Origin of the sequence: Pseudorhizobium flavum, from assembly GCF_044142885.1 — a bacterium.
Taxonomy (GTDB): Bacteria; Pseudomonadota; Alphaproteobacteria; order Rhizobiales; family Rhizobiaceae; genus Neorhizobium; species Neorhizobium flavum.
In genome coordinates this window covers 1-25,456 of sequence record NZ_JBIOKZ010000005.1, presented here as the reverse complement: position 1 = coordinate 25,456, position 25,456 = coordinate 1, and the positions used below count along the sequence as shown (strand labels likewise).

The following is a 25,456-nucleotide window of genomic DNA, read 5'->3' as shown; positions in this document are numbered from 1 at the left end:
GCTATCGATTGCCTCCTTCGTCGTTCATGATCCTGCTCTGGTGGAGTGATGCTCGGGGTGGTATACGAGCGGGAGGAGCGTTCGGATGAACCGGACCGGCACGATACACCAAATTCGTGGATGGCGAGCCGCCCTGGCAATGACGATTTTCGTCGCGATCGCTTTCGTGGCGTGCGTGATGCCGGATACGCCGGGCGGCATCCAGCCCACCCGCGCCTTGCGTCTGCCGATAGAAATACCGCTACTGGCTCTTGCCTTGCTGCTGCTGCCGAGGAGGATGGCTATCGGGGTGGCGGTTCTCTCGACGACCGTGGTCTTCTGCCTTCTGCTTCTCAAGATCGGCGACCTTGCGGTCCTCTCGGCATTCCAGCGCCGCTTCAATCCCTATCTCGACCTGAAGATGATCTTTGACGGATGGAACCTGCTGTCCGGCTCGGTCGGCACGTTCACTGCTGCCGTCTCGATCGGCGGCGCCGTCGCCTCCCTGGCTGCCTTGGTGCTGGCCTTCTCCTGGGCGTGCATCCGGATCACGAACCTGTCGGACCAAGTCCGAAAGACAGCGGTTGCGGTTTTCGCGCTGCTGCTGGTTGCTGGCGTCGTGCTGCAGGCGGCGAATGTCCGCGCCGGCGCTGATGCTGTGGCTCAATTGCGCGTGGCGGACTATCTCGGAGAGCGGCTGTCATCGGTGGCTCGATCAGTTGCCGATATTCGAGCATTTGAGTCGGAGCTGCATGAGGACGCGGGATATCCCGCCGGAGCGCCGTCCTTCGACCGTATCAAGGGGCGCGACCTGATCCTTGTCTTCATCGAATCCTACGGGCGAAGCGCGATCGAGGATCCGCGCTACAGCCCGCTGATCGGTCCGAGGCTGGAGGGTGTCGAGCGGCAGCTTTCCGAGGCCGGCTTCGCATCTGCGAGCGGCTGGACGAGGTCACCGACCGTGGCGGGTCTCAGCTGGCTCGCCCATGGCACGCTTCTCTCGGGGCTCTGGACCGATAGTCAGGCGCGCTATGATCGGCTGATGACCAGTGACCGGCCGAGCCTCAACCGGATGTTCCGCGATTCGGGGTGGCGAACGGTGGCCGTCATGCCTGCTATCACCATGGATTGGCCGGAGGCTGCCTATTACGGCTACGACGAGATCCTGGCGGCGAAGGACCTCGGCTACCGCGGCAAGCCGTTCAACTGGGTGACAATGCCGGACCAGTACACCTTGTCTGCCTTCGAAAGCCTCGCCCGCTCGCCGGCAAGGGACGCGGGCGTGCCTGTGATGGCGGAGATCGCGCTCATATCGAGCCATGCTCCATGGACGCCGATCCCCCGGCTGGTCGACTGGAATTCAGTCGGCGATGGGGCGATCTTCGACGGCCAGGCGGAGAGTGGCGATCCACCGGCGGTCGTGTGGGCGGATCAGGATCGGGTTCGTCGGCATTATATCGCGACGATTGACTACGCGCTGGAAACTCTGGGATCCTATATCAGCCATTTCGGCCGGGATGCCGTTTTCGTGGTCCTGGGAGACCATCAGCCCGCCGCGCTGATCACCGGCCCGGATGCATCGCGATCCGTACCGATCCACATCGTCAGCCGTGACCGTGCCCTCGTCGACAGTTTCAAGGCCGATGGTTTCTCTATCGGCATGACACCCTCTCCGCAGGCACCGGAGCCATCAATGGACAGGATGCGCGACGTGCTGATCAGCAGGTTCGGCGGCGGGCAGGTGGACTGAGGCGCGGCTGCGCCTGTCGTCAGGGTGCTGGGTCGACGGATCGAGTGACAAACCCGCTCTTCTGCAAGCCGCCCCGGGCGATGAAATAGGGATTGGCGAAGTCGATGTTGTCCGTCTGCTGCGTCTTCCCGTAGACGAGGGGCTTTACGTCCAGCGTCGTGGTCGTGCCACCGGCAGCCCGGAGCACGGCATCGCCGGCCGCCGTGTCCCATTCCATAGTCCGGCTGAGCCGCGGGTAGATGTCCGCTTGCCCTTCGGCGACCAGACAGAATTTCAGCGACGATCCGATCGCGCAGGTCTCCGCAATATTGTTGGCCTTCAGGAACGCCTTCGTCTCCGGCGTGCTATGGGAACGGCTGGCGACCGCGACCATCGAAGGCGCGGCCTCACGAACACGGATCGACTTCCTCGCGTCGACACTGAAGTCTGCCCCGATCGTCAGTCGGTACGCCACATCGCCATCGCCCGTATAGACGATGCCGAGCGCGGGGGCGTAGACGACGCCTGCGACCGGCACACCGGACCTGATGAGGGCAATGTTGACCGTAAACTCATCGCGACCCGCGATGAACTCCTTCGTGCCGTCAAGCGGATCGACCAGGATGAAGGGGCCGCCGCCAATGGCCGGAATGCGTCCGGCGGCAACCGCCTCCTCGGCAATGACCGGGATGTCGGGAACAGCCTGACGAAGCGCCTCGAGGATGATGCGCTCGGCCTGCTCGTCCGCTTCCGTCACCGGGGAGCAATCGGCCTTGTAGCTGGTTGTGGGGCCCGCCCGGTAGACCTCGAGGATCGCGCGGCCGGCATCGAGCGCAGCGGATGTGAAGAGATCAATGAGCTTCGTCATGGTGCTGCCGGCTCTCGCGCAATTCCTGGCTCTTCATTGTCATGCGGGCCCATCGCGACCAGCAGTCACAGCAGGTTCGCGGGGTTCACGATCTACTACGGGCCAGATGCATCCGCGTCGCATAAAGGGCGACCGCTGCGGCGTTCGACACGTTGAGCGACTTGATCTCTCCCGGCATGTCGAGGCGGGCCAGCGCAGTGACGGTTTCACGCGTCTTGTGGCGCAAGCCCTTGCCCTCCGAGCCCAAGACCAAGGCTATCTTGTCTCCGGCAAGGGTCTCCTCCAGCGGCTGCGGGCCTTCGGAATCGAGGCCGACGGTCTGGAAGCCGAGCGCGTGGAGTTCGTTCAGGGCATCGGCAAGATTGGTGACCTGGATATGGGGAATGAGTTCCAGTGCACCTGAGGCCGATTTCGCAAGAACGCCTGATTCCACCGGGCTATGTCTCTGGGTGGTGACAAGCGCGCCGGCCCCGAAGGCGACGGCAGAACGCATGATCGCCCCGACATTGTGTGGATCGGTGACTTGGTCGAGCACCAGCAGGAGAGGGCTGTCCTTCAAAGCTTCAAGCCGCCGAACGGGCAGCGGCTGCGTCTCCAGCATCACCCCCTGATGGATGGCATCCGGGCCCAGCACCTTGTCGAGGTCCTGAGGCTGGACAAGGTCGACCGGGCAGGGAAGAGACGCAGCGTCTCCCATGTCGAGGCGGGCCAGCGCGTTTTGCGTGACGGAAAGCCTGATGAGTTTCCGTTGCGGATTGGCAAGTGCTGCGCGCACCGTGTGCAGACCGTAGAGAAAGACCTGGTCGGGCTGAAGCTGGGGCGGCGCCCAGGCGGCGTCCTTGCGGCGGTTCTTGCGCGGGTCTGGGGTGGGAATCTCGCCACGTTCCCGCTTCGCATCCCTTACCGCCCGTCGAAGAGTGGCATAGTGGCTGTCGCGGCCGGACTTGTCGTCTTTGTCATTCTTGCTCATGCGGCCTTATAGCGTTGGCAGCTTCCGGAGCATAGTCGTGACCCCCGCGATAAGCCTCGAAGGAGGCGGGATTTTTTTCGCGGAGTTGAGGCCTGAGGCGTGTTGACAGACGGCGAGCGGGCCGTCATATACGCGGCGCAGATCGAAGCCCGGCGCATCGATCCAGCGAGCTTGGTTACGATCCCGACGGATATGGAGGGATGCCCGAGTGGTTAAAGGGGACGGACTGTAAATCCGTTGGCTCAGCCTACGTTGGTTCAAATCCAACTCCCTCCACCATTCGTCACCGGATCGGCCACCCCGCGGGTATAGCTCAATGGTAGAGCAGCAGCCTTCCAAGCTGAATACGCGGGTTCGATTCCCGCTACCCGCTCCAGCTTCCCCATCATCAACTGTTAAAGTGTACGACCGCAGGGCTTCTGCTGCTTGTTTGCGGCGCTTCCTTGGATTTGCCACAGGAGTGTCCAACGCTGTGGTATCGGATGGAGGGCGTGATGCAGGAGCATATCCGATCTGAAAGGCATCGAAGCCGGTATCGGATGGTATTCCTGATCCTCTCGGCTCTGTTGCTGCTCGTCCCGATGATCGCCATGCGCTTCACTTCGGAGGTGAACTGGGGCGCGGAAGACTTCGGGGCGGCCGCAGCGGTCCTGGGCACCGGCTGGCTCTCGATCGAGTTCGGATTTCGCCTTGCGAGCAGCGGTCGTGGCAGGCTGCTCATATCGGCCGCCGTTGCACTCGCAGCGCTCGGTCTATGGGCGCATCTTGCGGTGGGCATTTGGCCGATGGATGGTGGATGAGGCCTTCCGTCTGCCGTGGATGCCCCATAAGGTGGCGCGGTGTCACAGTGTCACGACAAGGCGGAGCGCTATGCCGAACAAGCGGAAACTTGGTCTTGTTCTTGGCGTCATCATATCCATCCTCTGCCTTCAGCTAGCACTTCCGGGGCAGGCGGCGGCGCAGCAGCGCGTGACCATCTTCGCTGCGGCCAGCATGAAGAACGCGCTCGACGCGGTAAGCGCAGCTTGGACCCAAAAAAGCGGTATCCGGACCAGCATTTCCTATGCCGCCACCTCGGCACTCGCGAAGCAGATCGAAGCGGGCGCGCCCGCGGATGTCTTCATCTCAGCGGATGCCGAATGGATGGATTATCTTGAGGAACGGGATCTCATCCAGGACGAAAGCCGCACCGATCTTCTCGGCAACCGTATCGTTCTGATCGCAGCCAGCGGCGCGGCGAGCGTCACAATCGCTCCAGGCTTCGACCTCCTGGGCCTCCTCGGTGATGGCAGGCTTGCCATGGCTTCGCCGGATGCCGTTCCGGCTGGCCGCTATGGCAAGGCTGCCCTGCAGGCGCTGGGTGTGTGGGATGTGGTCGAATCGAGAGTCGCCGGGGCAGAGAATGTTCGCGCCGCCCTCCAATATGTCTCCCGCGGGGAAGCCCCTTACGGCATTGTCTACGAGACCGACGCGAAGGCGGATCCGGGTGTCGCCGTGGTGGGGATCTTTCCCGAAGATACCTATCCGCCCGTCGTCTATCCGGTGGCATTGCTGAAGGAGGGCGGAAGTTCGGCTTCGGCCGATTACCTCGAATTTCTCAAGTCAGCCGAGGCGGGCGCCCTGTTCGAAGCTGAGGGCTTCAAGGTTCTTGCGGCCAGCCCCTAGCGCCCCTGCGCAGGCGACGGTGAGGTCTCCTTCTCCGCAGCCGCGGCCGCAAGCAATTATGTCTTGCGCATCTTGAGCGAAAGCCTTAAACGGCCACACCAAACCCGCGCGCCGGGTCCACATCAGTCCACAGGAAGCATTCAATGGCAAAGAGCAAGTTTGAGCGGACGAAGCCGCACGTCAACATCGGCACGATTGGTCACGTTGACCATGGCAAGACGTCGCTGACGGCAGCGATCACGAAGTACTTCGGCGAGTTCAAGGCGTATGACCAGATCGACGCCGCTCCTGAAGAGAAGGCGCGCGGCATCACGATCTCGACGGCGCACGTCGAGTACGAGACGGCCAACCGTCACTATGCGCACGTCGACTGCCCCGGCCACGCCGACTACGTGAAGAACATGATCACCGGTGCTGCACAGATGGACGGCGCGATCCTGGTCTGCTCGGCTGCCGATGGCCCGATGCCGCAGACCCGCGAGCACATCCTGCTCGCCCGTCAGGTTGGCGTTCCGGCGATCGTCGTGTTCCTCAACAAGGTTGACCAGGTCGACGACGCAGAACTTCTCGAGCTCGTCGAGCTGGAAGTGCGCGAACTCCTGTCGTCCTATGACTTCCCGGGCGACGACATTCCGGTCGTCAAGGGCTCGGCTCTTGCTGCCCTGGAAGATTCGGACAAGAAGATCGGTGAAGATGCGATCCGCGAGCTGATGGCTGCTGTCGACGCCTACATCCCGACGCCTGAGCGTCCGATCGACCAGCCCTTCCTGATGCCGGTCGAAGACGTGTTCTCGATCTCGGGCCGCGGCACGGTTGCCACGGGTCGCGTCGAGCGCGGCGTCATCAAGGTCGGTGAGGAAATCGAGATCGTCGGCATCCGTCCGACGACGAAGACGACCTGCACGGGCGTTGAAATGTTCCGCAAGCTGCTCGACCAGGGCCAGGCCGGCGACAACATCGGCGCGCTGCTTCGCGGTGTCGACCGTAACGGCATCGAGCGTGGCCAGGTTCTCTGCAAGCCCGGTACGGTCAAGCCGCACAAGAAGTTCAAGGCAGAAGCCTACATCCTGACGAAGGAAGAGGGCGGCCGTCATACGCCGTTCTTCACGAACTACCGTCCGCAGTTCTACTTCCGCACGACGGATGTGACGGGCATCGTGACGCTTCCGGAAGGCACGGAAATGGTCATGCCTGGCGACAACGTCACGGTTGACGTCGAGCTGATCGTTCCGATCGCGATGGAAGAAAAGCTGCGCTTTGCCATCCGCGAAGGCGGCCGCACCGTCGGCGCCGGCATCGTCGCCTCGATCATCGAGTAATCGACCTTTCCCTCACGGGAAATAGTGAAGCCCCGCCGGCAAAGGCGGGGCTTTTTTCGTGGGGCGGGCAGCGCGAGGCGCTTCACCGGCCGGTGATATCGGGCTAGGGAAGAAAGTCCGGGGCAGGGATTTTTTGCCGCGAATAATGCTTGTCATTGCCACGCAAGTTGAATATTAAGCCGCGTGTTCCGGCGGCACGATGCGTCGCGGGGATGATCAAGGGGTATAGCTCAGTTGGTAGAGCGGCGGTCTCCAAAACCGCAGGTCGTCGGTTCAAGCCCGGCTGCCCCTGCCAGTCCTTCCGTTGCGCGGACCGTCGCGGCGGTGTCGAAGGGCGGGGCTGTCGGTCATGCGACTGGCGAATTTCATCGGACATCGATTCCCTCTTGTGAAAGCGGGAATGGGAGTCTATGTAGGGCAAAACAGACACGCGGTGCGTGGGGCTGAACGAGATCAGCTTTACGTGCCGTAATGGCGTGGACATCGATGGCTTCCAAGACCAACCCAGTACAGTTTCTGCAGCAGGTTCGCTCCGAGGCCTCCAAGATTACCTGGCCTTCGCGCCGGGAGACGATGATCTCCACTGCGATGGTCCTGCTGATGGTCATATTCGCTGCGCTGTTTTTCTTTGCTGCTGACCAGCTTATCGGCTGGCTGATCGGCCTTGTGCTGAACATCGGCAATTGATTGTGGAGATGAAGATGGCGGCGCGTTGGTACATCGTCCACGCATATTCGAATTTTGAGAAGAAGGTTGCCGAGGACATCGAGAACAAGGCGCGCCAGAAGGGCCTTGATCATCTGTTCGAAAGGATCCTGGTGCCGACCGAGAAGGTGGTGGAGGTCCGTCGCGGCCGCAAGGTCGATTCGGAGCGCAAGTTCTTCCCCGGCTATGTGCTGGTGCGGGCGAACCTGACCGACGAAGCCTATCACCTGATCAAGAATACGCCGAAGGTGACGGGTTTCCTTGGGTCCGATTCGAAGCCGGTTCCGATCCCGGATTTCGAGGCAGAGCGCATCCTGGGCCAGGTCCAGGAAGGCGTCGAGCGTCCCAAGTCCTCGATCAGCTTCGAAATCGGCGAGCAGGTTCGGGTATCCGACGGTCCGTTCGCCTCGTTCAACGGCACCGTTCAGGATGTCGACGAGGAGCGTTCGCGCCTCAAGGTCGAGGTTTCGATCTTTGGTCGCGCGACCCCGGTTGAACTGGAATACGCTCAGGTCGAGAAGGTCTGATCGCAAGGAGGGGCAACTCTCCGAACCGCGTGGGAGACGGCGGCCTGAAGCCGGGCCTTAACCGATCCGACCACGCAACCGCAGCCGCCGGCCTTGCCGGCAGTCATCGGCCGGGACACCGGTCAGAGTAGAAAGGCAGAGAGAAATGGCTAAGAAAGTTGCAGGCCAGCTCAAGCTGCAGGTCAAGGCAGGATCGGCAAACCCGTCCCCGCCGATTGGCCCCGCACTTGGTCAGCGTGGCATTAACATCATGGAATTCTGCAAGGCATTCAATGCCGCCACGCAGGAAATGGAAAAGGGGATGCCGATTCCGTGCGTCATCACCTATTACCAGGATAAGTCCTTCACCTTCGCGATGAAGCAGCCGCCGGTGACCTACTGGCTGAAGAAGGAAGCGAAGATTCAGTCCGGTTCGAAGACGCCCGGCAAGGGCGGCAAGGCCGGCACGATCACCAAGGCCCAGGTGCGTACGATCGCCGAGGCCAAGATGAAGGATCTCAACGCAGCCGACATCGAAGGCGCAATGGCAATGGTCGAGGGCTCCGCCCGCTCCATGGGCCTGGAAGTGGTGGCTTGATCATGGCTAAGCTCGCAAAGCGTATTCAGAAGATCCGCGAAGGCATCGATCCGACGAAGCTGGTCGCGCTGTCGGATGCGATTTCCCTCGTCAAGGAACGGGCAGTCGCCAAGTTCGACGAAACCATCGAGATTGCGATGAACCTCGGCGTCGATCCGCGTCACGCCGACCAGATGGTCCGCGGCGTCGTCAACCTGCCGAACGGCACGGGCCGCGATGTCCGCGTCGCCGTCTTCGCTCGTGGTGCCAAGGCTGACGAAGCCAAGGCAGCCGGCGCCGACATCGTCGGTGCGGAAGACCTGCTGGAAATCGTCCAGGGTGGCAAGATCGACTTCGATCGCTGCATCGCCACGCCGGACATGATGCCGCTCGTCGGTCGTCTCGGTAAGGTTCTTGGGCCACGTGGCATGATGCCGAACCCGAAGGTCGGGACCGTCACCATGGACGTCACGGGTGCCGTCAAGGCGTCCAAGGGCGGCGCTGTCGAGTTCCGCGTCGAAAAGGCTGGTATCGTTCATGCCGGCATCGGCAAGGCCTCCTTCGACGCCAAGGCTCTCGAAGAGAACATCAAGGCTTTCGCTGACGCCGTGATCAAGGCAAAGCCGGCCGGCGCCAAGGGTAACTACGTCAAGCGCGTGGCGATCTCCTCGACCATGGGTCCGGGCGTCAAGATCGATCCGTCGACGGTTACGGCCTGAGACGAACAAGCGGGGCCGCTTGCGGCTCCGGCTAAGAATTCCCGGTCCTTTGGGGCCGGGAATGTCCAGGGAAACCTGGATTTCCTGTCCGAGATTGCAGGTGGTTCATCCTTAATCACTTTGCCTGCATGAGACGGGTAAGAACGGATTTCATCGCAGACTTCGCGTCTGGATGTTCGGTTCGAGCCTTGTGTGCCTTGTGCCTGGAGCCGCTTCGGCGACAGTGCGGGGGGACAGGATCCTCAAGCGTCGCTTGGGATCTTGATTAAGAGATCCCTTGGGGCAAAGGCAAACCGATGGGGCCTGCAGGATTGCGGTCCCGTCAACTGGAGACAGACAGTGGAAAGAGCGGAAAAGCGCGAATTTGTCACGGAGCTGAACGAAGTCTTCAAGGCTTCCGGTTCGGTTGTCGTGGCCCACTATGCTGGTGTCACAGTTGCGCAGATGAACGATTTTCGTTCGAAGATGCGCGCTGCTGGCGGCACCGTCAAAGTCGCGAAGAACCGTCTGGCCAAGATCGCTCTTCAGGGCACGGAGTCGGAAGGGATGTCGGACCTGTTCAAGGGTCAGACGCTCATCGCTTACAGCGAAGATCCCATCACCGCTCCGAAGGTCGTCATGGATTTCGCCAAGACCAACGACAAGATCGTTGTCCTGGGCGGCTCCATGGGAGCAACCACGCTCAGCGCCGATGCAGTCAAGTCGCTTGCGACCCTGCCTTCGCTGGACGAGCTGCGCGCAAAGCTGCTGGGCATGATCCAGACGCCGGCGACGCGTATCGCTGGGGTTGTTCAGGCACCGGCAGCTCAGCTTGCTCGCGTGTTTGCGGCCTACGCAAAGAAGGACGAAGCCGCGTAAGGCGGTTTTTCGCTGTAATTATCGAACCAGTTCGAACCGAACACAAAAGGAAATATGAAAATGGCTGATCTCGCAAAGATCGTTGAAGACCTCTCCTCGCTGACCGTCCTGGAAGCTGCCGAGCTGTCCAAGATGCTCGAAGAAAAGTGGGGCGTTTCTGCCGCTGCTCCGGTAGCTGTTGCTGCTGCTGGCGGTGGTGCTGCTCCGGCTGCTGCCGAAGAAGAAAAGACCGAGTTCGACGTCATCCTCACCGATGCCGGCGCCAACAAGATCAACGTCATCAAGGAAGTCCGCGGCATCACCGGCCTCGGCCTCAAGGAAGCCAAGGACCTCGTCGAAGGCGCTCCGAAGGCTGTCAAGGAAGGCGTTTCCAAGGCTGAAGCTGCTGACCTCAAGAAGAAGCTTGAGGACGCCGGCGCCAAGGTCGACGTTAAGTAATATCGGAATACGGCGGGAGGGGACGACAGTCCTCTCCCATCGCTCATTCCCCTGAACTTATTACCCAAAAGCCCGTGAAACGGCTTTTGGGTAATGGGTTCTCAAGAGGATGGTCCCCGTTCGAAAGGCTCGGCAATCCGGCCGGCAGTTCGAAAAGCGGGACGAGTTTGACACCCATGTTGACGGGATCGACTGGCCAGCGAATCCCGTCCGTTGTAGGCCCGGATGCATTTTTGAAGGAGCGACGATGGCTCAGACCCTTACGTTCAATGGTCGCAGGCGCGTACGCAAGTTTTTTGGTAAGATCCCCGAAGTCACTGAGATGCCGAACCTCATCGAGGTTCAGAAGGCGTCCTACGATCAGTTCCTCATGGTGGAAGAGCCAGAAGGTGGCCGTCCGGACGAAGGTCTGAACGCAGTCTTCCGGTCGGTGTTCCCGATCACCGACTTTTCCGGCGCCTCGATGCTTGAATTCGTCTCCTATGAATTCGAGCCGCCGAAGTTCGACGTCGAGGAGTGCCGCCAGCGCGATCTCACCTATGCAGCGCCGCTGAAGGTGACGCTTCGTCTGATCGTGTTCGATATCGACGAGGATACCGGCGCGAAGTCCATCAAGGACATCAAGGAACAGTCCGTGTACATGGGCGACATGCCGCTCATGACCGACAACGGTACGTTCATCGTGAACGGCACCGAGCGCGTCATCGTCTCGCAGATGCACCGTTCGCCGGGCGTCTTCTTTGACCACGACAAGGGCAAGAGCCATTCTTCCGGCAAGCTGCTCTTCGCTGCCCGCGTGATTCCCTACCGTGGTTCCTGGCTCGACATCGAGTTTGACGCCAAGGACATCGTCTACGCCCGTATCGACCGCCGCCGCAAGATTCCGGCGACGTCGCTGCTGATGGCGCTCGGCATGGACGGCGAAGAGATCCTGTCGACCTTCTACACGAAGTCCGACTACGTCCGTGACGGCAACGGCTGGCGGATTCCGTTCCAGCCCGAGACGCTGAAGGGCGCCAAGGCTCTGTCCGACATGATCGACGCCGACACCGGCGAAGTGGTCGTGGAAGCCGGCAAGAAGCTCACGCCGCGCCTCCTTCGTCAGTTGACCGACAAGGGTCTGAAGGCCCTCCGCGCCAGCGACGAAGACCTCGTCGGCAACTTTGTTGCTGAAGACATCGTCAACCCGGAAACGGGCGAAGTTTACATGGAAGCCGGCGAAGAGTTGGAGATGGCAGTCGATGCCAAGTCCGGCGAACGCAAGGGCAACCTGGTGGACCTGATGGCCCTCGGCTTTACCGAGATCCCGATCCTCGACATCGACCACATCAACGTCGGTGCCTATATCCGCAACACGCTCGTCGCGGACAAGAACGAGAACCGTCAGGAAGCGCTCTTCGATATCTACCGCGTCATGCGTCCGGGCGAGCCGCCGACCATGGAATCGGCCGAAGCCATGTTCAACTCGCTGTTCTTCGATGCGGAGCGCTACGACCTCTCCGCGGTTGGCCGCGTGAAGATGAACATGCGTCTCGACCTCGACGCTCCGGACACCGTCCGCACGCTTCGCAAGGAAGACATCCTGGCCGTGGTCAAGATGCTGGTCGAGCTGCGTGACGGCAAGGGCGAGATCGACGACATCGACAACCTCGGCAACCGTCGTGTTCGTTCCGTCGGCGAGCTGATGGAGAACCAGTACCGTCTCGGCCTGCTCCGCATGGAGCGTGCGATCAAGGAGCGCATGTCGTCGATCGAGATCGACACCGTCATGCCGCAGGACCTGATTAACGCCAAGCCGGCTGCTGCCGCCGTCCGCGAATTCTTCGGCTCCTCTCAGCTGTCGCAGTTCATGGACCAGGTGAACCCGCTTTCGGAAATCACCCACAAGCGCCGTCTCTCGGCTCTTGGCCCGGGTGGTCTGACGCGTGAGCGTGCAGGCTTTGAGGTTCGCGACGTTCACCCGACCCACTATGGCCGTATCTGCCCGATCGAGACGCCGGAAGGCCCGAACATCGGTTTGATCAACTCGCTTGCGACCTTCGCCCGCGTCAACAAGTACGGCTTCATCGAAAGCCCGTACCGCAAGATCGTCGACGGCAAGGTCACCAACGACGTGCTTTACCTCTCCGCCATGGAAGAGGCGAAGTACTACGTTGCCCAGGCGAATGCGGAACTGACAAGCGATGGCTCCTTCGTCGAGGAATTCGTCGTCTGCCGTCATGCCGGTGAAGTCATGCTTGCCCCGCGCGACACCATCAACCTGATGGACGTCTCGCCGAAGCAGTTGGTCTCGGTTGCCGCCGCTCTCATTCCGTTCCTGGAAAACGACGACGCCAACCGCGCTCTCATGGGCTCGAACATGCAGCGTCAGGCCGTGCCGCTGGTTCGCGCCGAAGCTCCGTTCGTCGGTACCGGCATGGAGCCGGTCGTCGCGCGTGATTCCGGTGCTGCCATCGCTGCCCGTCGTGGCGGCGTGGTCGACCAGGTCGATGCGACCCGTATCGTCATTCGCGCCACGGAAGATCTCGAGGCCGGCCGTTCCGGCGTCGATATCTATCGACTGCAGAAGTTCCAGCGTTCGAACCAGAACACCTGCGTCAACCAGCGCCCGCTGGTTGCCGTCGGTGACGTTCTGGACAAGGGTGACATCATCGCGGACGGTCCCTCGACCGACCTCGGCGATCTGGCCCTCGGCCGTAACGCGCTCGTCGCGTTCATGCCCTGGAATGGCTACAACTACGAAGACTCGATCCTGCTCTCCGAGCGCATCGTGTCGGACGACGTGTTCACTTCCATCCACATCGAGGAATTCGAAGTGATGGCACGTGACACCAAGCTTGGTCCGGAAGAAATCACCCGCGACATTCCGAACGTATCGGAAGAAGCGCTGAAGAACCTCGACGAGGCCGGCATCGTCTACATCGGTGCCGAGGTGCAGCCGGGCGATATTCTCGTCGGCAAGATCACGCCGAAGGGTGAAAGCCCGATGACGCCGGAAGAAAAGCTTCTGCGCGCCATCTTCGGCGAGAAGGCATCGGACGTCCGCGACACCTCGATGCGCATGCCGCCGGGCACCTTCGGCACCGTCGTCGAAGTGCGCGTCTTCAACCGGCACGGCGTCGAGAAGGACGAACGCGCCATGGCGATCGAGCGCGAGGAGATCGAGCAGCTCGCCAAGGACCGCGACGACGAGCAGGCGATCCTCGACCGTAACGTCTACGGTCGTCTGATCGACATGCTGCGTGGCCAGAAGTCGGTCGCAGGCCCGAAGGGCTTCAAGAAGGGCGTCGAGCTCAGCAACGACGTCGTCTCGGAGTACCCGCGGTCGCAGTGGTGGATGTTCGCGGTCGAGGACGAGAAGGTCCAGGGCGAGATCGAAGCCCTGCGTGGACAATACGACGAATCCAAGTCGCGCCTTGAACAGCGCTTCATGGACAAGGTCGAGAAGGTCCAGCGCGGTGACGAAATGCCCCCGGGCGTCATGAAGATGGTCAAGGTCTTCGTCGCCGTGAAGCGCAAGATCCAGCCGGGCGACAAGATGGCCGGCCGTCACGGCAACAAGGGCGTCGTGTCGCGCATCGTTCCGGTCGAGGACATGCCGTTCCTCGAAGATGGTACGCATGTCGACATCGTCCTGAACCCGCTCGGCGTGCCGTCGCGCATGAACGTCGGTCAGATCCTCGAGACGCACCTCGCCTGGGCTTGCGCCGGTATGGGCAAGCGCATCGGCGAGATGCTCGAGGAATACAAGAAGTCGAACGACATCAGTGACCTGAAGCGGGAGCTGAAGGACGTGTATGCCAGCGTGGCCAACGACGAAGTCGCAAGCTTCGACGATGACTCGCTCGTTCGGCTCGCCGAGCAGTCCAAGCGCGGTGTTTCGATCGCCACTCCGGTCTTCGATGGTGCGCATGAAGCTGACGTTTCGAACATGCTTCGCAAGGCAGGTCTCGATTCTTCCGGCCAGTCCGTCCTCTATGACGGGCGGACGGGTGAGGCCTTCGACCGCAAGGTGACCGTCGGCTACATGTACATGATCAAGCTGAACCACCTCGTTGACGACAAGATCCACGCCCGTTCGATCGGTCCGTACTCGCTCGTGACGCAGCAGCCGCTGGGCGGCAAGGCGCAGTTCGGCGGCCAGCGCTTCGGGGAAATGGAGGTCTGGGCTCTCGAGGCTTACGGCGCTGCCTACACGCTGCAGGAAATGCTGACCGTGAAGTCGGACGACGTGGCTGGTCGTACCAAGGTCTACGAAGCGATCGTCCGCGGCGACGACACCTTCGAGGCCGGCATTCCGGAGAGCTTCAACGTTCTCGTCAAGGAAATGCGCTCGCTTGGTCTCTCCGTCGAGCTCGAAAACTCGAAGCTTGACGCCGAGGCAGGCCAGTTGCCGGACGCGGCCGAATAATCTCCGACAGGGCGCGCGCTACAGGCTGGCGCGCGCCGCTCTCCTCCCGTTCGGCCAGGGCTGAAAGGGCAGGGGAAGTTTCGCCGCATTCTGCGGCTATGACCATTTTGAGCGACAGACTTTCCGTCCCGGGAATTGGGAAGGTCATGATCGCAAGTTGAGGGCGTTTGCCCCGTAAGGAGATAGGCATGAACCAAGAGGTCATGAATCTTTTCAACCCGCAGGTGCCGGCACAGCACTTCGATTCGATCCGTATCTCGATCGCGAGCCCCGAGAAGATTCTCTCCTGGTCCTACGGCGAAATCAAAAAGCCGGAGACCATCAACTACCGTACGTTCAAGCCCGAGCGCGACGGTCTCTTCTGCGCGCGCATCTTTGGCCCGATCAAGGACTACGAGTGCCTGTGCGGCAAGTACAAGCGCATGAAGTACAAGGGCATCATCTGCGAAAAGTGCGGCGTCGAAGTCACGCTGTCGCGCGTTCGTCGCGAGCGCATGGGCCATATCGAGCTCGCCGCTCCGGTTGCCCATATCTGGTTCCTGAAGTCTCTTCCGTCGCGCATCTCGACGCTGCTCGACATGACGCTGAAGGACGTCGAGCGCGTTCTCTATTTCGAGAACTACATCGTGACGGAGCCGGGCCTGACGTCTCTGAAGGAGAACCAGCTTCTTTCCGAAGAGGAGTACATGATCGCCGTCGACGAGTTCGGCGAAGATCAGTTCACCGCCATGATCGGTGCCGAGGCAATCTACGAGATGCTCGCCTCCATGAACCTCGACAAGATCGCCGGTGATCTGCGCTCCGAGCTTGCCGACACCACGTCGGATCTGAAGCAGAAGAAGCTGATGAAGCGGCTGAAGATCGTCGAGAACTTCATCGAGTCCGGCAATCGTCCGGAATGGATGATCATGAAGGTTGTGCCGGTGATCCCGCCGGACCTGCGTCCGCTCGTTCCGCTCGATGGCGGCCGCTTCGCGACCTCTGATCTGAACGATCTCTATCGTCGCGTCATCAACCGTAACAACCGTCTGAAGCGCCTGATCGAACTGCGCGCCCCGGGCATCATCATCCGCAACGAAAAGCGCATGCTGCAGGAATCTGTGGACGCGCTGTTCGACAACGGCCGTCGTGGCCGCGTCATCACCGGCGCCAACAAGCGTCCGCTGAAGTCGCTCTCCGACATGCTGAAGGGCAAGCAGGGCCGCTTCCGCCAGAACCTTCTCGGCAAGCGCGTCGACTACTCCGGCCGTTCCGTCATCGTGACCGGTCCGGAACTCAAGCTGCACCAGTGCGGCCTGCCGAAGAAGATGGCGCTCGAGCTCTTCAAGCCTTTCATCTATGCCCGTCTCGACGCAAAGGGTTACTCCTCGACCGTCAAGCAGGCCAAGAAGCTGGTCGAAAAGGAGAAGCCGGAAGTCTGGGATATCCTCGACGAGGTCATCCGCGAGCATCCGGTCCTCCTAAATCGCGCGCCGACGCTGCACCGCCTGGGCATCCAGGCCTTCGAACCGATCCTGGTCGAAGGCAAGGCGATCCAGCTGCACCCGCTCGTCTGCACCGCCTTCAACGCCGACTTCGACGGTGACCAGATGGCCGTTCACGTGCCGCTGTCGCTCGAGGCTCAGCTCGAAGCCCGCGTGCTGATGATGTCGACGAACAACATCCTGCATCCGGCGAACGGCGCCCCGATCATCGTTCCGTCGCAGGACATGGTTCTCGGCCTCTATTACCTGTCGATCCAGAACCAGAACGAGCCGGGCGAAGGCATGGCCTTCTCCGACATGGGCGAACTGCACCACGCTCTGGAAAACAAGGTCGTCACCCTGCACGCCAAGATCAAGGGCCGCTTCAAGACGGTCGACGAGAACGGCAAGCCTGTCTCGAAGATCTACGAGACGACCCCTGGCCGCATGATCATCGGTGAGCTTCTGCCGAAGAACCCGAACGTACCCTTCGACATCTGCAACCAGGAAATGACCAAGAAGAACATCTCCAAGATGATCGACACGGTCTACCGTCACTGCGGCCAGAAGGACACGGTGATCTTCTGCGACCGCATCATGCAGCTCGGCTTCACCAATGCCTGCAAGGCCGGCATCTCCTTCGGCAAGGATGATATGATCATCCCTGAAACCAAGGTGAAGATCGTCGGTGACACTGAAGCTCTGGTGAAGGAATACGAGCAGCAGTACAACGACGGCCTGATCACTCAGGGCGAGAAGTACAACAAGGTCGTCGACGCCTGGGGCAAGGCGACCGAGAAGGTTGCCGAAGACATGATGGCCCGCATCAAGGCTGTCGAGTTCGATCCGGAAACCAACCGCCAGAAGCCGATGAACGCCATCTACATGATGTCGCACTCGGGTGCTCGTGGTTCTCCGAACCAGATGCGCCAGTTGGGCGGTATGCGTGGCCTGATGGCCAAGCCGTCGGGCGAGATCATCGAGACGCCGATCATCTCGAACTTCAAGGAAGGCCTGACCGTGAACGAGTACTTCAACTCGACGCACGGCGCCCGTAAGGGTCTCGCAGACACCGCCTTGAAAACGGCGAACTCGGGTTACCTGACCCGCCGTCTCGTCGACGTTGCGCAGGACTGCATCGTCAACATGGTCGATTGCGGCACCGAGAGGGGCCTCACGATGACGGCCATCGTCGATGCCGGCCAGGTCGTGGCGTCGCTGGGAGCCCGCATCCTCGGTCGTACGGCGCTTGACGACATCGATCATCCGGTCACGGGTGAGCGGATCGTTGATGCCGGCAAGATGATCCTCGAGCCCGATGTCATCGAGATCGAGAAGGCTGGTATCCAGTCGATCCGCATCCGTTCGGCGCTGACCTGCGAAGTCCAGACGGGTGTCTGCTCGGTCTGCTACGGCCGTGACCTTGCACGCGGTACGCCGGTCAACATGGGCGAGGCCGTCGGCGTCATCGCTGCACAGTCGATCGGTGAACCGGGCACGCAGCTCACCATGCGTACGTTCCACTTGGGTGGCACGGCAACGGTGGTTGACCAGTCGTTCCTCGAAGCCTCCTACGAGGGCACCGTCCAGATCAAGAACCGCAACATCCTCCGCAACTCGGAAGGTGTTCTGGTGGCGATGGGCCGCAACATGGCCATCACCATTCTGGACGAGCGCGGGGTTGAGCGTTCTTCGCAGCGGGTGGCTTACGGCTCCAAGCTGTTCGTCGACGATGGCGACAAGGTCAAGCGCGGCCAGCGTCTGGCCGAGTGGGATCCTTACACCCGCCCGATGATGACGGAAGTCGAAGGCACCGTTCAGTTCGAAGACGTGGTCGATTCGATCTCCGTCTCCGAATCGACCGACGAATCGACCGGCATCACCAAGCGTCAGGTCATCGACTGGCGGTCGACGCCGCGCGGTACCGACCTGAAGCCTGCGATCGTCATCAAGGATGCATCCGGCAACATCATGAAGCTCGCCCGTGGTGGCGAAGCCCGCTTCATGCTGTCGGTCGACGCGATCCTGTCCGTCGAGCCCGGCCAGAAGGTCAGCCAGGGTGACGTCCTCGCGCGTGTTCCGATGGAAAGCGCCAAGACCAAGGACATCACCGGTGGTCTGCCGCGCGTTGCCGAGCTGTTCGAGGCTCGTCGTCCGAAGGATCACGCCATCATCGCAGAGATCGATGGTACGATCCGCCTCGGCCGCGACTACAAGAACAAGCGTCGCGTGATGATCGAGCCTGCCGAAGATGGTGTCGAGCCGGTCGAGTATCTGATCCCGAAGGGCAAGCCCTTCCATCTTCAGGATGGCGACTACATCGAGAAGGGTGACTACATCCTCGACGGCAATCCTGCGCCGCACGACATCCTGGCGATCAAGGGCGTGGAAGCTCTGGCTTCCTACCTCGTCAACGAGATCCAGGAAGTCTACCGACTGCAAGGCGTTGTCATCAACGACAAGCACATCGAGGTGATCGTCCGTCAGATGCTGCAGAAGGTGGAAATCACCGATGCGGGCGACAGCCAGTATATTGTCGGGGACAATGTCGACCGGATTGAACTGGACGACGTCAACGACCAGCTGGTCGAGGAAGGCAAGAAGCCGGCCTCGGGCGAACCTGTCCTGCTCGGCATCACCAAGGCTTCGCTGCAGACGCCGTCGTTCATCTCGGCCGCATCCTTCCAGGAGACCACCAAGGTTCTCACGGAAGCGGCGATCGCCGGAAAGACCGACACGCTGCAGGGGCTGAAGGAGAACGTCATCGTCGGCCGCCTGATCCCGGCCGGTACGGGCGGCACCATGACCCAGATCCGCCGTATCGCCACCTCGCGCGACGACCTCATCCTCGAGGAGCGCCGCAAGAGCTCGGGTGCTTCGGCCGCAACGCCGATGCTGCAGGAACTGTCGGGCGAGAACACCCCCGCCGAGTAATCGGTGGTGTTGTAATCATCCGTTCGAAAAACAAAAAACGCCCGGCTCAGCCGGGCGTTTTCGCATTCTGGGGCCGATGGAGTATTAGCAACCGCTGAAGTCTTGACCTATGGCAATGCGCTACCTTGGAAGCCTTCTAGATTGAGTCATGTTCACTCAAGAACGGAGGCTCAAATGAAAAAGCTCATGTCGTCAGTCGCCCTGGGCGTCTTGCTGGCGACAGCCGCAATCGCGGCCGAACCGGTTCCCGAAGATCTCAGGGAAACCGCGCTCGAACTCTTCAAACCCCTGCCGTCGACGATTCCGTCGGTCAAGGACAACAAGATCACGCCGGAAAAGATCGAACTGGGCAAGGCCCTCTTCTTCGACCCGCGTGTCTCGGCATCCGGCGTCTTCTCGTGCAACTCGTGCCATAACCTGGCGACGGGCGGAGACGACAACCTGGAGACTTCGATCGGCCACGGCTGGCAGAAGGGCCCGCGCAACTCGCCGACGGCGCTGAACGCGGTCTTCAACATCGCCCAGTTCTGGGATGGCCGCGCCGACGACCTTAAGGCCCAGGCCAAAGGGCCGGTCCAGGCTGGAGTCGAAATGGCCAACACGCCGGACAACGTCATCGCGATGCTGAAGTCGATGCCCGACTACGTCACGTGGTTCAAGGCAGCCTTCCCGGATGAGGAAGATCCGGTCACCTTCGATAACTTTGCCAAGGCGATAGAAGCCTTCGAGGCGACGCTCATCACGCCTGCACCCTTCGATGCCTTCCTGAATGGCGACACCGATGCGATGACCACCGAAGCCAAGCAGGGTCTGGCTCTTTTCATCGACAAGGGCTGCACCGCTTGCCATGCCGGCATCAATGTCGGTGGTGAGGGCTACTACCCCTTCGGTCTGGTCGAAAGACCCGGCGCCGATGTTCTCCCGGAGAACGACAAGGGGCGCTTCATGGTCACGGAAACGGCGGACGATTCCTACGTCTTCCGCGCAGCGCCCCTGCGCAACATCGCCGTTACCGCGCCATACTTCCACTCAGGCAAGGTATGGGATCTGAAGCAGGCGGTCGCGATTATGGGTGAATCGCAACTGGGCGAGAATCTCGCCGATGAGGAAATCGACCTGATCGTGGCGTTCCTCAATTCGCTGACAGGCAGGGTTCCGGAAATCACCTATCCGATCCTTCCGGCCGAGACGGCCGAAACCCCGAGGCCAATCAGCATCATCCCGTCCTCCCAGTAAGGGAAAATGCTGCTTGAATGAATTGGGCACCCGCCGGCGCGCCGGCGGGTGCTCCTGATTCATGGGGCAAAACGGATAATGGCAACTTCGCCCTCGAGCGCACCCTGATAGGCGGAAGCATGCGGCTCTTCGAGCGGCACTTCCTGCAGCACGCCGATTTGGTCCAGGTCTGCTTCCACGAAACCCTCTTCCGACAGGGCGTTCAGCGCCTCGCGTACGGCGGAATCGTCATCCGGCGCCTGCAGCATGATGTGCAGGTCAATACCCTGCATGTCTTTGCTCTCATAGGCCTTGCCGATGATGATGAACACCATTGGTCCTTCCAGATTGTTATCGTTGTCGGGGGCGGTCACCATACTGAACTCCGTTGGGGTATTTATCGAGCGGGACTCACCTTGAGTCCTCGTTGGCTGAATGGTAGGCGCATCGCGGGCCTTCGCAAAGTATCGACGGTGGGCTGCACCCACTCGCTTGCGCAATGCGGTGTGAAGTCTTAACTTTATGTCGTCGACCGGCGCTTGGAAGGCTGAAAGCCATTATTTTCCGCCTCGGTCTTGACGGGGAGGGGCTAAAACAGTAAACGCCCCACCATCGGAAGCGACGTGAGGCTTGTCCGTCCGGAACGACTCGTCCCGGAGTACGTCTCAAACGCGGTTCCAGACGCACGTTGAAGACACGAATGCTGCACGCATGACGCATGAGGAATGCGTCCTCTGCCTTCTGTGGTCCATCCGGATTTCGGATAGGGCCACGTTTTGCGCATGAATGTGTGTGTCGCCGCCGGAGACGGCATCAGATTGGCCCGAAAGGGTTTGGAAGAAGATTTTGCAAGGGATGGTTATATGCCTACCGTAAACCAGCTGATCCGCAAGCCGCGTCAGGCACAGGTAAAGCGCAACAAGGTTCCTGCTCTGCAGGAGAATCCGCAGAAGCGCGGCGTTTGCACCCGCGTCTACACCACGACCCCGAAGAAGCCGAACTCGGCTCTGCGTAAGGTCGCCAAGATCCGCCTGACGAATGGCTTCGAAGTCATCGGCTATATCCCGGGCGAGGGGCATAACCTCCAGGAGCACTCCGTGGTGATGATCCGCGGCGGCCGCGTCAAGGACTTGCCGGGTGTTCGCTACCACATCATCCGCGGCGTCCTCGATACCCAGGGTGTCAAGAACCGCAAGCAGCGCCGTTCCAAGTACGGTGCGAAGCGTCCGAAGTAATCCTTCGGATTTCATTCTATTCGGCGCTGCGCGAGGTTCTCCGCGTGATAAAGCGCCTGCAACTCTTGAGAGACGAGAAGTATGTCCCGACGTCACAGTGCAGAAAAGCGTGAGATCAACCCGGACCCGAAGTTCGGCGATCTGGTCGTCACCAAGTTCATGAACGCCATCATGCTCCACGGCAAGAAGTCCGTGGCTGAAAGCATTGTCTATGGTGCGTTCGACTCCGTGCAGAACAAGGCGAAGCAGGAGCCCCTGGCAATCTTCCACCAGGCTCTCGACAACGTCGCTCCGCATGTCGAAGTCCGTTCGCGCCGCGTCGGTGGTGCAACCTACCAGGTTCCGGTCGATGTTCGTCCGGAGCGCCGTCAGGCTCTTGCGATCCGCTGGCTCATCGCCGCAGCCCGCAAGCGCAACGAAACCACGATGATCGATCGCCTCTCGGGTGAATTGATGGATGCCGCCAACAACCGTGGCAGCGCCGTCAAGAAGCGCGAAGACACGCACAAGATGGCCGACGCCAACCGCGCCTTCTCGCATTACCGCTGGTAATCTTCATCCGATCGAATTTCGAAAGGCAGTCCTATGGCTCGCGAATATAAAATCGAAGACTACCGAAACTTCGGTATCATGGCGCATATCGACGCCGGCAAGACCACGACGACCGAGCGCATCCTGTATTACACGGGCAAGTCGCACAAGATCGGCGAAGTTCACGATGGCGCAGCCACCATGGACTGGATGGAGCAGGAGCAGGAGCGCGGCATCACGATCACGTCCGCTGCCACCACGACCTTCTGGAAGGGTCGCGACGGCAAGATGCGCCGCTTCAACATCATCGACACCCCCGGCCACGTCGACTTCACGATTGAAGTCGAGCGTTCGCTGCGCGTTCTCGACGGTGCGATCGCCCTGCTGGACGCCAATGCCGGCGTAGAGCCGCAGACGGAGACCGTCTGGCGCCAGGCCGAGAAGTATCATGTTCCGCGCATGATCTTCTGCAACAAGATGGACAAGACCGGCGCCGACTTCTACCGCTCGGTCGAGATGATCAAGACCCGCCTCGGCGCGACTGCTGTCGTCATGCAGCTGCCGATCGGCGCTGAAAGCGACTTCAAGGGCGTTGTCGACCTGATCGAGATGAACGCGCTCGTCTGGCGCGACGAGTCCCTGGGCGCTGCCTGGGATGTCGTCGAGATCCCGGACGACATGAAGGAAAAGGCCGAGGAATATCGCGAGAAGCTGATCGAGACGGTTGTCGAGATCGACGAAGAAGCGATGGAAGCCTACCTGAACGGCGACATGCCGGACAACGACAAGATCCGCGAACTCGTTCGCCGTGGCACGATCGACGTGAAGTTCCACCCGATGTTCTGCGGTACCGCGTTCAAGAACAAGGGCGTTCAGCCGCTCCTCGACGCGGTTGTCGACTACCTGCCGTCGCCGCTCGACATTCCTGCGATCAAGGGCATCGACTTCAAGACCGAAGCCGAGATCGAGCGTCACGCTGACGACTCCGAGCCGCTTTCGATGCTGGCGTTCAAGATCATGAACGACCCCTTCGTCGGCTCGCTGACCTTCACCCGAGTCTACTCCGGCAAGCTCGAGAAGGGCTCTTCGGTTCTCAACACGGTCAAGGACAAGCGCGAGCGCGTCGGCCGCATGCTGCAGATGCACTCCAACAGCCGTGAAGACATCGAAGAAGCCTTTGCAGGCGACATCGTTGCCTTGGCTGGTCTCAAGGAAACGACGACGGGCGACACGCTTTGCGATCCCCTGAAGCCGGTTATCCTCGAGCGCATGGAGTTCCCCGAGCCGGTCATCCAGATCGCGATCGAGCCGAAGTCCAAGGGCGACCAGGAAAAGATGGGCCTCGCGCTCAACCGTCTGGCAGCTGAAGACCCATCGTTCCGCGTCAAGACCGATCAGGAATCCGGGCAGACGATCATCGCCGGCATGGGTGAGCTTCACCTCGACATTCTCGTCGACCGCATGCGTCGTGAGTTCAAGGTAGAAGCCAACGTCGGTGCTCCGCAGGTTGCCTATCGCGAAACGATCACACGCCAGACGGAAGAAGACTACACGCACAAGAAGCAGTCCGGTGGTACCGGTCAGTTCGCCCGCGTCAAGATCGTCTTCGAACCGAACCCGGATGGCGAAGATTTCGTCTTCGAATCCAAGATCGTCGGTGGTGCCGTTCCGAAGGAATACATCCCCGGTGTCCAGAAGGGTATCGAGAGCGTCCTGTCCTCCGGTCCGCTGGCTGGCTTCCCGATGCTCGGCGTCAAGGCGACCCTCATCGATGGCGCCTTCCACGACGTCGACTCCTCGGTCCTCGCCTTCGAAATCGCCTCGCGTGCCTGCTTCCGTGAAGCAGCCAAGAAGGCTGGTGCCCAGCTTCTCGAGCCGATGATGAAGGTTGAGGTTGTCACGCCGGAAGATTACGTCGGCGACGTGATTGGCGACCTGAACTCCCGTCGTGGCCAGATCCAGGGCCAGGAACAGCGCGGCATTGCGATTGTCATCAACGCGCACGTGCCGCTTGCGAACATGTTCAAGTACGTCGACAGCCTGCGCTCCATGAGCCAGGGCCGCGCGCAGTACTCGATGGTGTTCGACCACTACGCTCCGGTCCCGTCCAACGTGGCAACGGAAATCCAGGCAAAGTACTCCGGTCAGAAGTGACCGGGGTATCCCTCTGAACCCATAGAACATTCTCCCGCAAGGGGCTAAAGAACGGAGAGCCGGAAATGGCAAAGAGCAAGTTTGAGCGGACGAAGCCGCACGTCAACATTGGCACGATTGGTCACGTTGACCATGGCAAGACGTCGCTGACGGCAGCGATCACGAAGTACTTCGGCGAGTTCAAGGCGTATGACCAGATCGACGCCGCTCCTGAAGAGAAGGCGCGCGGCATCACGATTTCGACGGCCCACGTCGAGTACGAGACGGCCAACCGTCACTATGCGCACGTCGACTGCCCCGGCCACGCCGACTACGTGAAGAACATGATCACCGGTGCTGCCCAGATGGACGGCGCGATCCTGGTCTGCTCGGCTGCCGACGGCCCGATGCCGCAGACCCGCGAGCACATCCTGCTTGCCCGTCAGGTTGGCGTTCCGGCGATCGTCGTGTTCCTCAACAAGGTCGACCAGGTCGACGACGCAGAACTTCTCGAGCTCGTCGAGCTGGAAGTGCGCGAACTCCTGTCGTCCTACGACTTCCCGGGCGACGACATTCCGGTCGTCAAGGGTTCGGCTCTTGCTGCCCTGGAAGATTCGGACAAGAAGATCGGTGAAGACGCGATCCGCGAGCTGATGGCCGCTGTCGACGCCTACATCCCGACGCCTGAGCGTCCGATCGACCAGCCCTTCCTGATGCCGGTCGAAGACGTGTTCTCGATCTCGGGCCGCGGCACGGTTGCCACGGGTCGCGTCGAGCGCGGCGTCATCAAGGTCGGTGAGGAAATCGAGATCGTCGGCATCCGTCCGACGACGAAGACGACCTGCACGGGCGTTGAAATGTTCCGCAAGCTGCTCGACCAGGGCCAGGCCGGCGACAACATCGGCGCGCTGCTTCGCGGTGTCGACCGTAACGGCATCGAGCGTGGCCAGGTTCTCTGCAAGCCCGGTACGGTCAAGCCGCACAAGAAGTTCAAGGCAGAAGCCTACATCCTGACGAAGGAAGAGGGCGGCCGTCATACGCCGTTCTTCACGAACTACCGTCCGCAGTTCTACTTCCGCACGACGGATGTGACGGGCATCGTGACGCTTCCGGAAGGCACGGAAATGGTCATGCCTGGCGACAACGTCACGGTTGACGTCGAGCTGATCGTTCCGATCGCGATGGAAGAAAAGCTGCGCTT

At 60.9% G+C, this 25,456-nt stretch carries 20 protein-coding genes and 3 tRNA genes; 20 read left to right on the top strand and 3 right to left on the bottom strand.

All coding sequences use genetic code 11. The features are described 5' to 3' along the window. Nucleotides 1-139 precede the first annotated feature (139 nt). Nucleotides 140-1,729 carry an LTA synthase family protein gene (locus ACEPP2_RS11210; protein ID WP_395516662.1) on the top strand — a complete coding sequence of 530 codons (1,590 nt, stop codon included), beginning with the start codon at nt 140-142 and terminating at the stop codon, nt 1,727-1,729. A gap of 19 nt (nt 1,730-1,748) precedes the next feature. Here the strand turns inward: ACEPP2_RS11210 and cysQ are convergent, their stop codons facing one another. Beyond that, nucleotides 1,749-2,576 carry a 3'(2'),5'-bisphosphate nucleotidase CysQ gene (gene cysQ, locus ACEPP2_RS11205; RefSeq protein WP_395516661.1) on the bottom strand — a complete coding sequence of 276 codons (828 nt, stop codon included), beginning with the start codon at nt 2,574-2,576 and terminating at the stop codon, nt 1,749-1,751. 85 nt (nt 2,577-2,661) lie between these two features. After that, nucleotides 2,662-3,546, bottom strand: coding sequence for a 23S rRNA (guanosine(2251)-2'-O)-methyltransferase RlmB (gene rlmB / locus ACEPP2_RS11200; protein ID WP_142587099.1), 885 nt, complete (start codon nt 3,544-3,546; stop codon nt 2,662-2,664). A 194-nt stretch (nt 3,547-3,740) separates the two neighbouring features. On the opposite strand from rlmB, the gene ACEPP2_RS11195 reads away from it, so the two are divergent. The 15 genes from ACEPP2_RS11195 to ACEPP2_RS11125 all read left to right on the top strand — a co-directional run bounded on the left by ACEPP2_RS11195 (nt 3,741) and on the right by ACEPP2_RS11125 (nt 20,377). Then, nucleotides 3,741-3,825, top strand: a tRNA-Tyr gene (locus tag ACEPP2_RS11195). Between the two features lie 23 nt (nt 3,826-3,848). After that, nucleotides 3,849-3,922: transfer RNA gene (locus tag ACEPP2_RS11190), tRNA-Gly, on the top strand. Between the two features lie 163 nt (nt 3,923-4,085). Beyond that, nucleotides 4,086-4,346 carry a hypothetical protein gene (locus tag ACEPP2_RS11185; RefSeq protein ID WP_395516660.1) on the top strand — a complete coding sequence of 87 codons (261 nt, stop codon included), beginning with the start codon at nt 4,086-4,088 and terminating at the stop codon, nt 4,344-4,346. A gap of 70 nt (nt 4,347-4,416) precedes the next feature. Continuing rightward, nucleotides 4,417-5,211 (top strand): molybdate ABC transporter substrate-binding protein, encoded by a 795-nt coding sequence (gene modA, locus ACEPP2_RS11180; RefSeq protein WP_395516659.1) that lies wholly within the window; start codon nt 4,417-4,419, stop codon nt 5,209-5,211. Between the two features lie 143 nt (nt 5,212-5,354). Then, nucleotides 5,355-6,530 (top strand): elongation factor Tu, encoded by a 1,176-nt coding sequence (tuf, locus tag ACEPP2_RS11175; RefSeq protein WP_152340366.1) that lies wholly within the window; start codon nt 5,355-5,357, stop codon nt 6,528-6,530. Between the two features lie 219 nt (nt 6,531-6,749). Continuing rightward, nucleotides 6,750-6,825: transfer RNA gene (locus ACEPP2_RS11170), tRNA-Trp, on the top strand. A gap of 191 nt (nt 6,826-7,016) precedes the next feature. After that, a complete protein-coding gene (gene secE / locus ACEPP2_RS11165; protein ID WP_052638091.1) occupies nt 7,017-7,217 on the top strand; it encodes a preprotein translocase subunit SecE in 201 nt (66 codons plus the stop codon). Nucleotides 7,218-7,231: 14 nt separating this feature from the next. Beyond that, a complete protein-coding gene (nusG, locus tag ACEPP2_RS11160) occupies nt 7,232-7,762 on the top strand; it encodes a transcription termination/antitermination protein NusG (RefSeq protein WP_281979143.1) in 531 nt (176 codons plus the stop codon). A 145-nt stretch (nt 7,763-7,907) separates the two neighbouring features. Continuing rightward, nucleotides 7,908-8,339, top strand: a complete 432-nt coding sequence (rplK, locus tag ACEPP2_RS11155) for a 50S ribosomal protein L11 (protein ID WP_052638095.1) — start codon at nt 7,908-7,910, stop codon at nt 8,337-8,339. Between the two features lie 2 nt (nt 8,340-8,341). Beyond that, on the top strand, nt 8,342-9,037 hold the full coding sequence (rplA, locus tag ACEPP2_RS11150; protein WP_142587105.1) for a 50S ribosomal protein L1: 696 nt from the start codon (nt 8,342-8,344) through the stop codon (nt 9,035-9,037). A gap of 339 nt (nt 9,038-9,376) precedes the next feature. Then, a complete protein-coding gene (gene rplJ / locus ACEPP2_RS11145) occupies nt 9,377-9,895 on the top strand; it encodes a 50S ribosomal protein L10 (protein WP_077546166.1) in 519 nt (172 codons plus the stop codon). Between the two features lie 60 nt (nt 9,896-9,955). Continuing rightward, nucleotides 9,956-10,333: a 50S ribosomal protein L7/L12 gene (rplL, locus tag ACEPP2_RS11140; RefSeq protein WP_052638101.1), complete on the top strand. Its 378-nt coding sequence runs from the start codon at nt 9,956-9,958 to the stop codon at nt 10,331-10,333. Nucleotides 10,334-10,580: 247 nt separating this feature from the next. Further along, nucleotides 10,581-14,744, top strand: a complete 4,164-nt coding sequence (rpoB, locus tag ACEPP2_RS11135; protein ID WP_395516658.1) for a DNA-directed RNA polymerase subunit beta — start codon at nt 10,581-10,583, stop codon at nt 14,742-14,744. Nucleotides 14,745-14,932: 188 nt separating this feature from the next. Continuing rightward, a complete protein-coding gene (gene rpoC, locus ACEPP2_RS11130) occupies nt 14,933-19,141 on the top strand; it encodes a DNA-directed RNA polymerase subunit beta' (protein ID WP_052638105.1) in 4,209 nt (1,402 codons plus the stop codon). A gap of 174 nt (nt 19,142-19,315) precedes the next feature. Continuing rightward, nucleotides 19,316-20,377 (top strand): cytochrome-c peroxidase, encoded by a 1,062-nt coding sequence (locus ACEPP2_RS11125; protein WP_142587108.1) that lies wholly within the window; start codon nt 19,316-19,318, stop codon nt 20,375-20,377. A gap of 59 nt (nt 20,378-20,436) precedes the next feature. Here the strand turns inward: ACEPP2_RS11125 and ACEPP2_RS11120 are convergent, their stop codons facing one another. Continuing rightward, complete coding sequence (locus tag ACEPP2_RS11120) at nt 20,437-20,733, bottom strand: hypothetical protein (RefSeq protein WP_052638107.1); 297 nt, start codon at nt 20,731-20,733, stop codon at nt 20,437-20,439. 486 nt (nt 20,734-21,219) lie between these two features. On the opposite strand from ACEPP2_RS11120, the gene rpsL reads away from it, so the two are divergent. From rpsL to tuf (ACEPP2_RS11100), 4 genes are all read left to right on the top strand, one after another. Then, complete coding sequence (gene rpsL / locus ACEPP2_RS11115; protein ID WP_003507760.1) at nt 21,220-21,591, top strand: 30S ribosomal protein S12; 372 nt, start codon at nt 21,220-21,222, stop codon at nt 21,589-21,591. Nucleotides 21,592-21,672: 81 nt separating this feature from the next. Continuing rightward, nucleotides 21,673-22,143, top strand: a complete 471-nt coding sequence (rpsG, locus tag ACEPP2_RS11110; protein ID WP_052638109.1) for a 30S ribosomal protein S7 — start codon at nt 21,673-21,675, stop codon at nt 22,141-22,143. Between the two features lie 33 nt (nt 22,144-22,176). Next, on the top strand, nt 22,177-24,276 hold the full coding sequence (gene fusA / locus ACEPP2_RS11105) for an elongation factor G (RefSeq protein WP_142587110.1): 2,100 nt from the start codon (nt 22,177-22,179) through the stop codon (nt 24,274-24,276). A 65-nt stretch (nt 24,277-24,341) separates the two neighbouring features. Next, nucleotides 24,342-25,456 (top strand): elongation factor Tu (gene tuf, locus ACEPP2_RS11100; protein WP_395516657.1); only part of this gene is annotated, 1,115 nt, incomplete at its 3' end.

Bases quoted from the DNA above. Each gene is read 5' to 3' on its own strand.
- rplK (WP_052638095.1), top strand. From the start codon at position 7,908: ATGGCTAAGAAAGTTGCAGGCCAGCTCAAGCTGCAGGTCAAGGCAGGA.
- cysQ (WP_395516661.1), bottom strand. From the start codon at position 2,576: ATGACGAAGCTCATTGATCTCTTCACATCCGCTGCGCTCGATGCCGGC.
- rpsG (WP_052638109.1), top strand. From the start codon at position 21,673: ATGTCCCGACGTCACAGTGCAGAAAAGCGTGAGATCAACCCGGACCCG.
- ACEPP2_RS11120 (WP_052638107.1), bottom strand. From the start codon at position 20,733: ATGGTGACCGCCCCCGACAACGATAACAATCTGGAAGGACCAATGGTG.
- rpsL (WP_003507760.1), top strand. From the start codon at position 21,220: ATGCCTACCGTAAACCAGCTGATCCGCAAGCCGCGTCAGGCACAGGTA.
- rplL (WP_052638101.1), top strand. From the start codon at position 9,956: ATGGCTGATCTCGCAAAGATCGTTGAAGACCTCTCCTCGCTGACCGTC.
- rpoC (WP_052638105.1), top strand. From the start codon at position 14,933: ATGAACCAAGAGGTCATGAATCTTTTCAACCCGCAGGTGCCGGCACAG.
- fusA (WP_142587110.1), top strand. From the start codon at position 22,177: ATGGCTCGCGAATATAAAATCGAAGACTACCGAAACTTCGGTATCATG.
- ACEPP2_RS11185 (WP_395516660.1), top strand. From the start codon at position 4,086: ATGGTATTCCTGATCCTCTCGGCTCTGTTGCTGCTCGTCCCGATGATC.
- ACEPP2_RS11210 (WP_395516662.1), top strand. From the start codon at position 140: ATGACGATTTTCGTCGCGATCGCTTTCGTGGCGTGCGTGATGCCGGAT.
- rlmB (WP_142587099.1), bottom strand. From the start codon at position 3,546: ATGAGCAAGAATGACAAAGACGACAAGTCCGGCCGCGACAGCCACTAT.
- nusG (WP_281979143.1), top strand. From the start codon at position 7,232: ATGGCGGCGCGTTGGTACATCGTCCACGCATATTCGAATTTTGAGAAG.
- ACEPP2_RS11125 (WP_142587108.1), top strand. From the start codon at position 19,316: ATGAAAAAGCTCATGTCGTCAGTCGCCCTGGGCGTCTTGCTGGCGACA.
- rplA (WP_142587105.1), top strand. From the start codon at position 8,342: ATGGCTAAGCTCGCAAAGCGTATTCAGAAGATCCGCGAAGGCATCGAT.
- secE (WP_052638091.1), top strand. From the start codon at position 7,017: ATGGCTTCCAAGACCAACCCAGTACAGTTTCTGCAGCAGGTTCGCTCC.
- tuf (WP_152340366.1), top strand. From the start codon at position 5,355: ATGGCAAAGAGCAAGTTTGAGCGGACGAAGCCGCACGTCAACATCGGC.
- rpoB (WP_395516658.1), top strand. From the start codon at position 10,581: ATGGCTCAGACCCTTACGTTCAATGGTCGCAGGCGCGTACGCAAGTTT.
- modA (WP_395516659.1), top strand. From the start codon at position 4,417: ATGCCGAACAAGCGGAAACTTGGTCTTGTTCTTGGCGTCATCATATCC.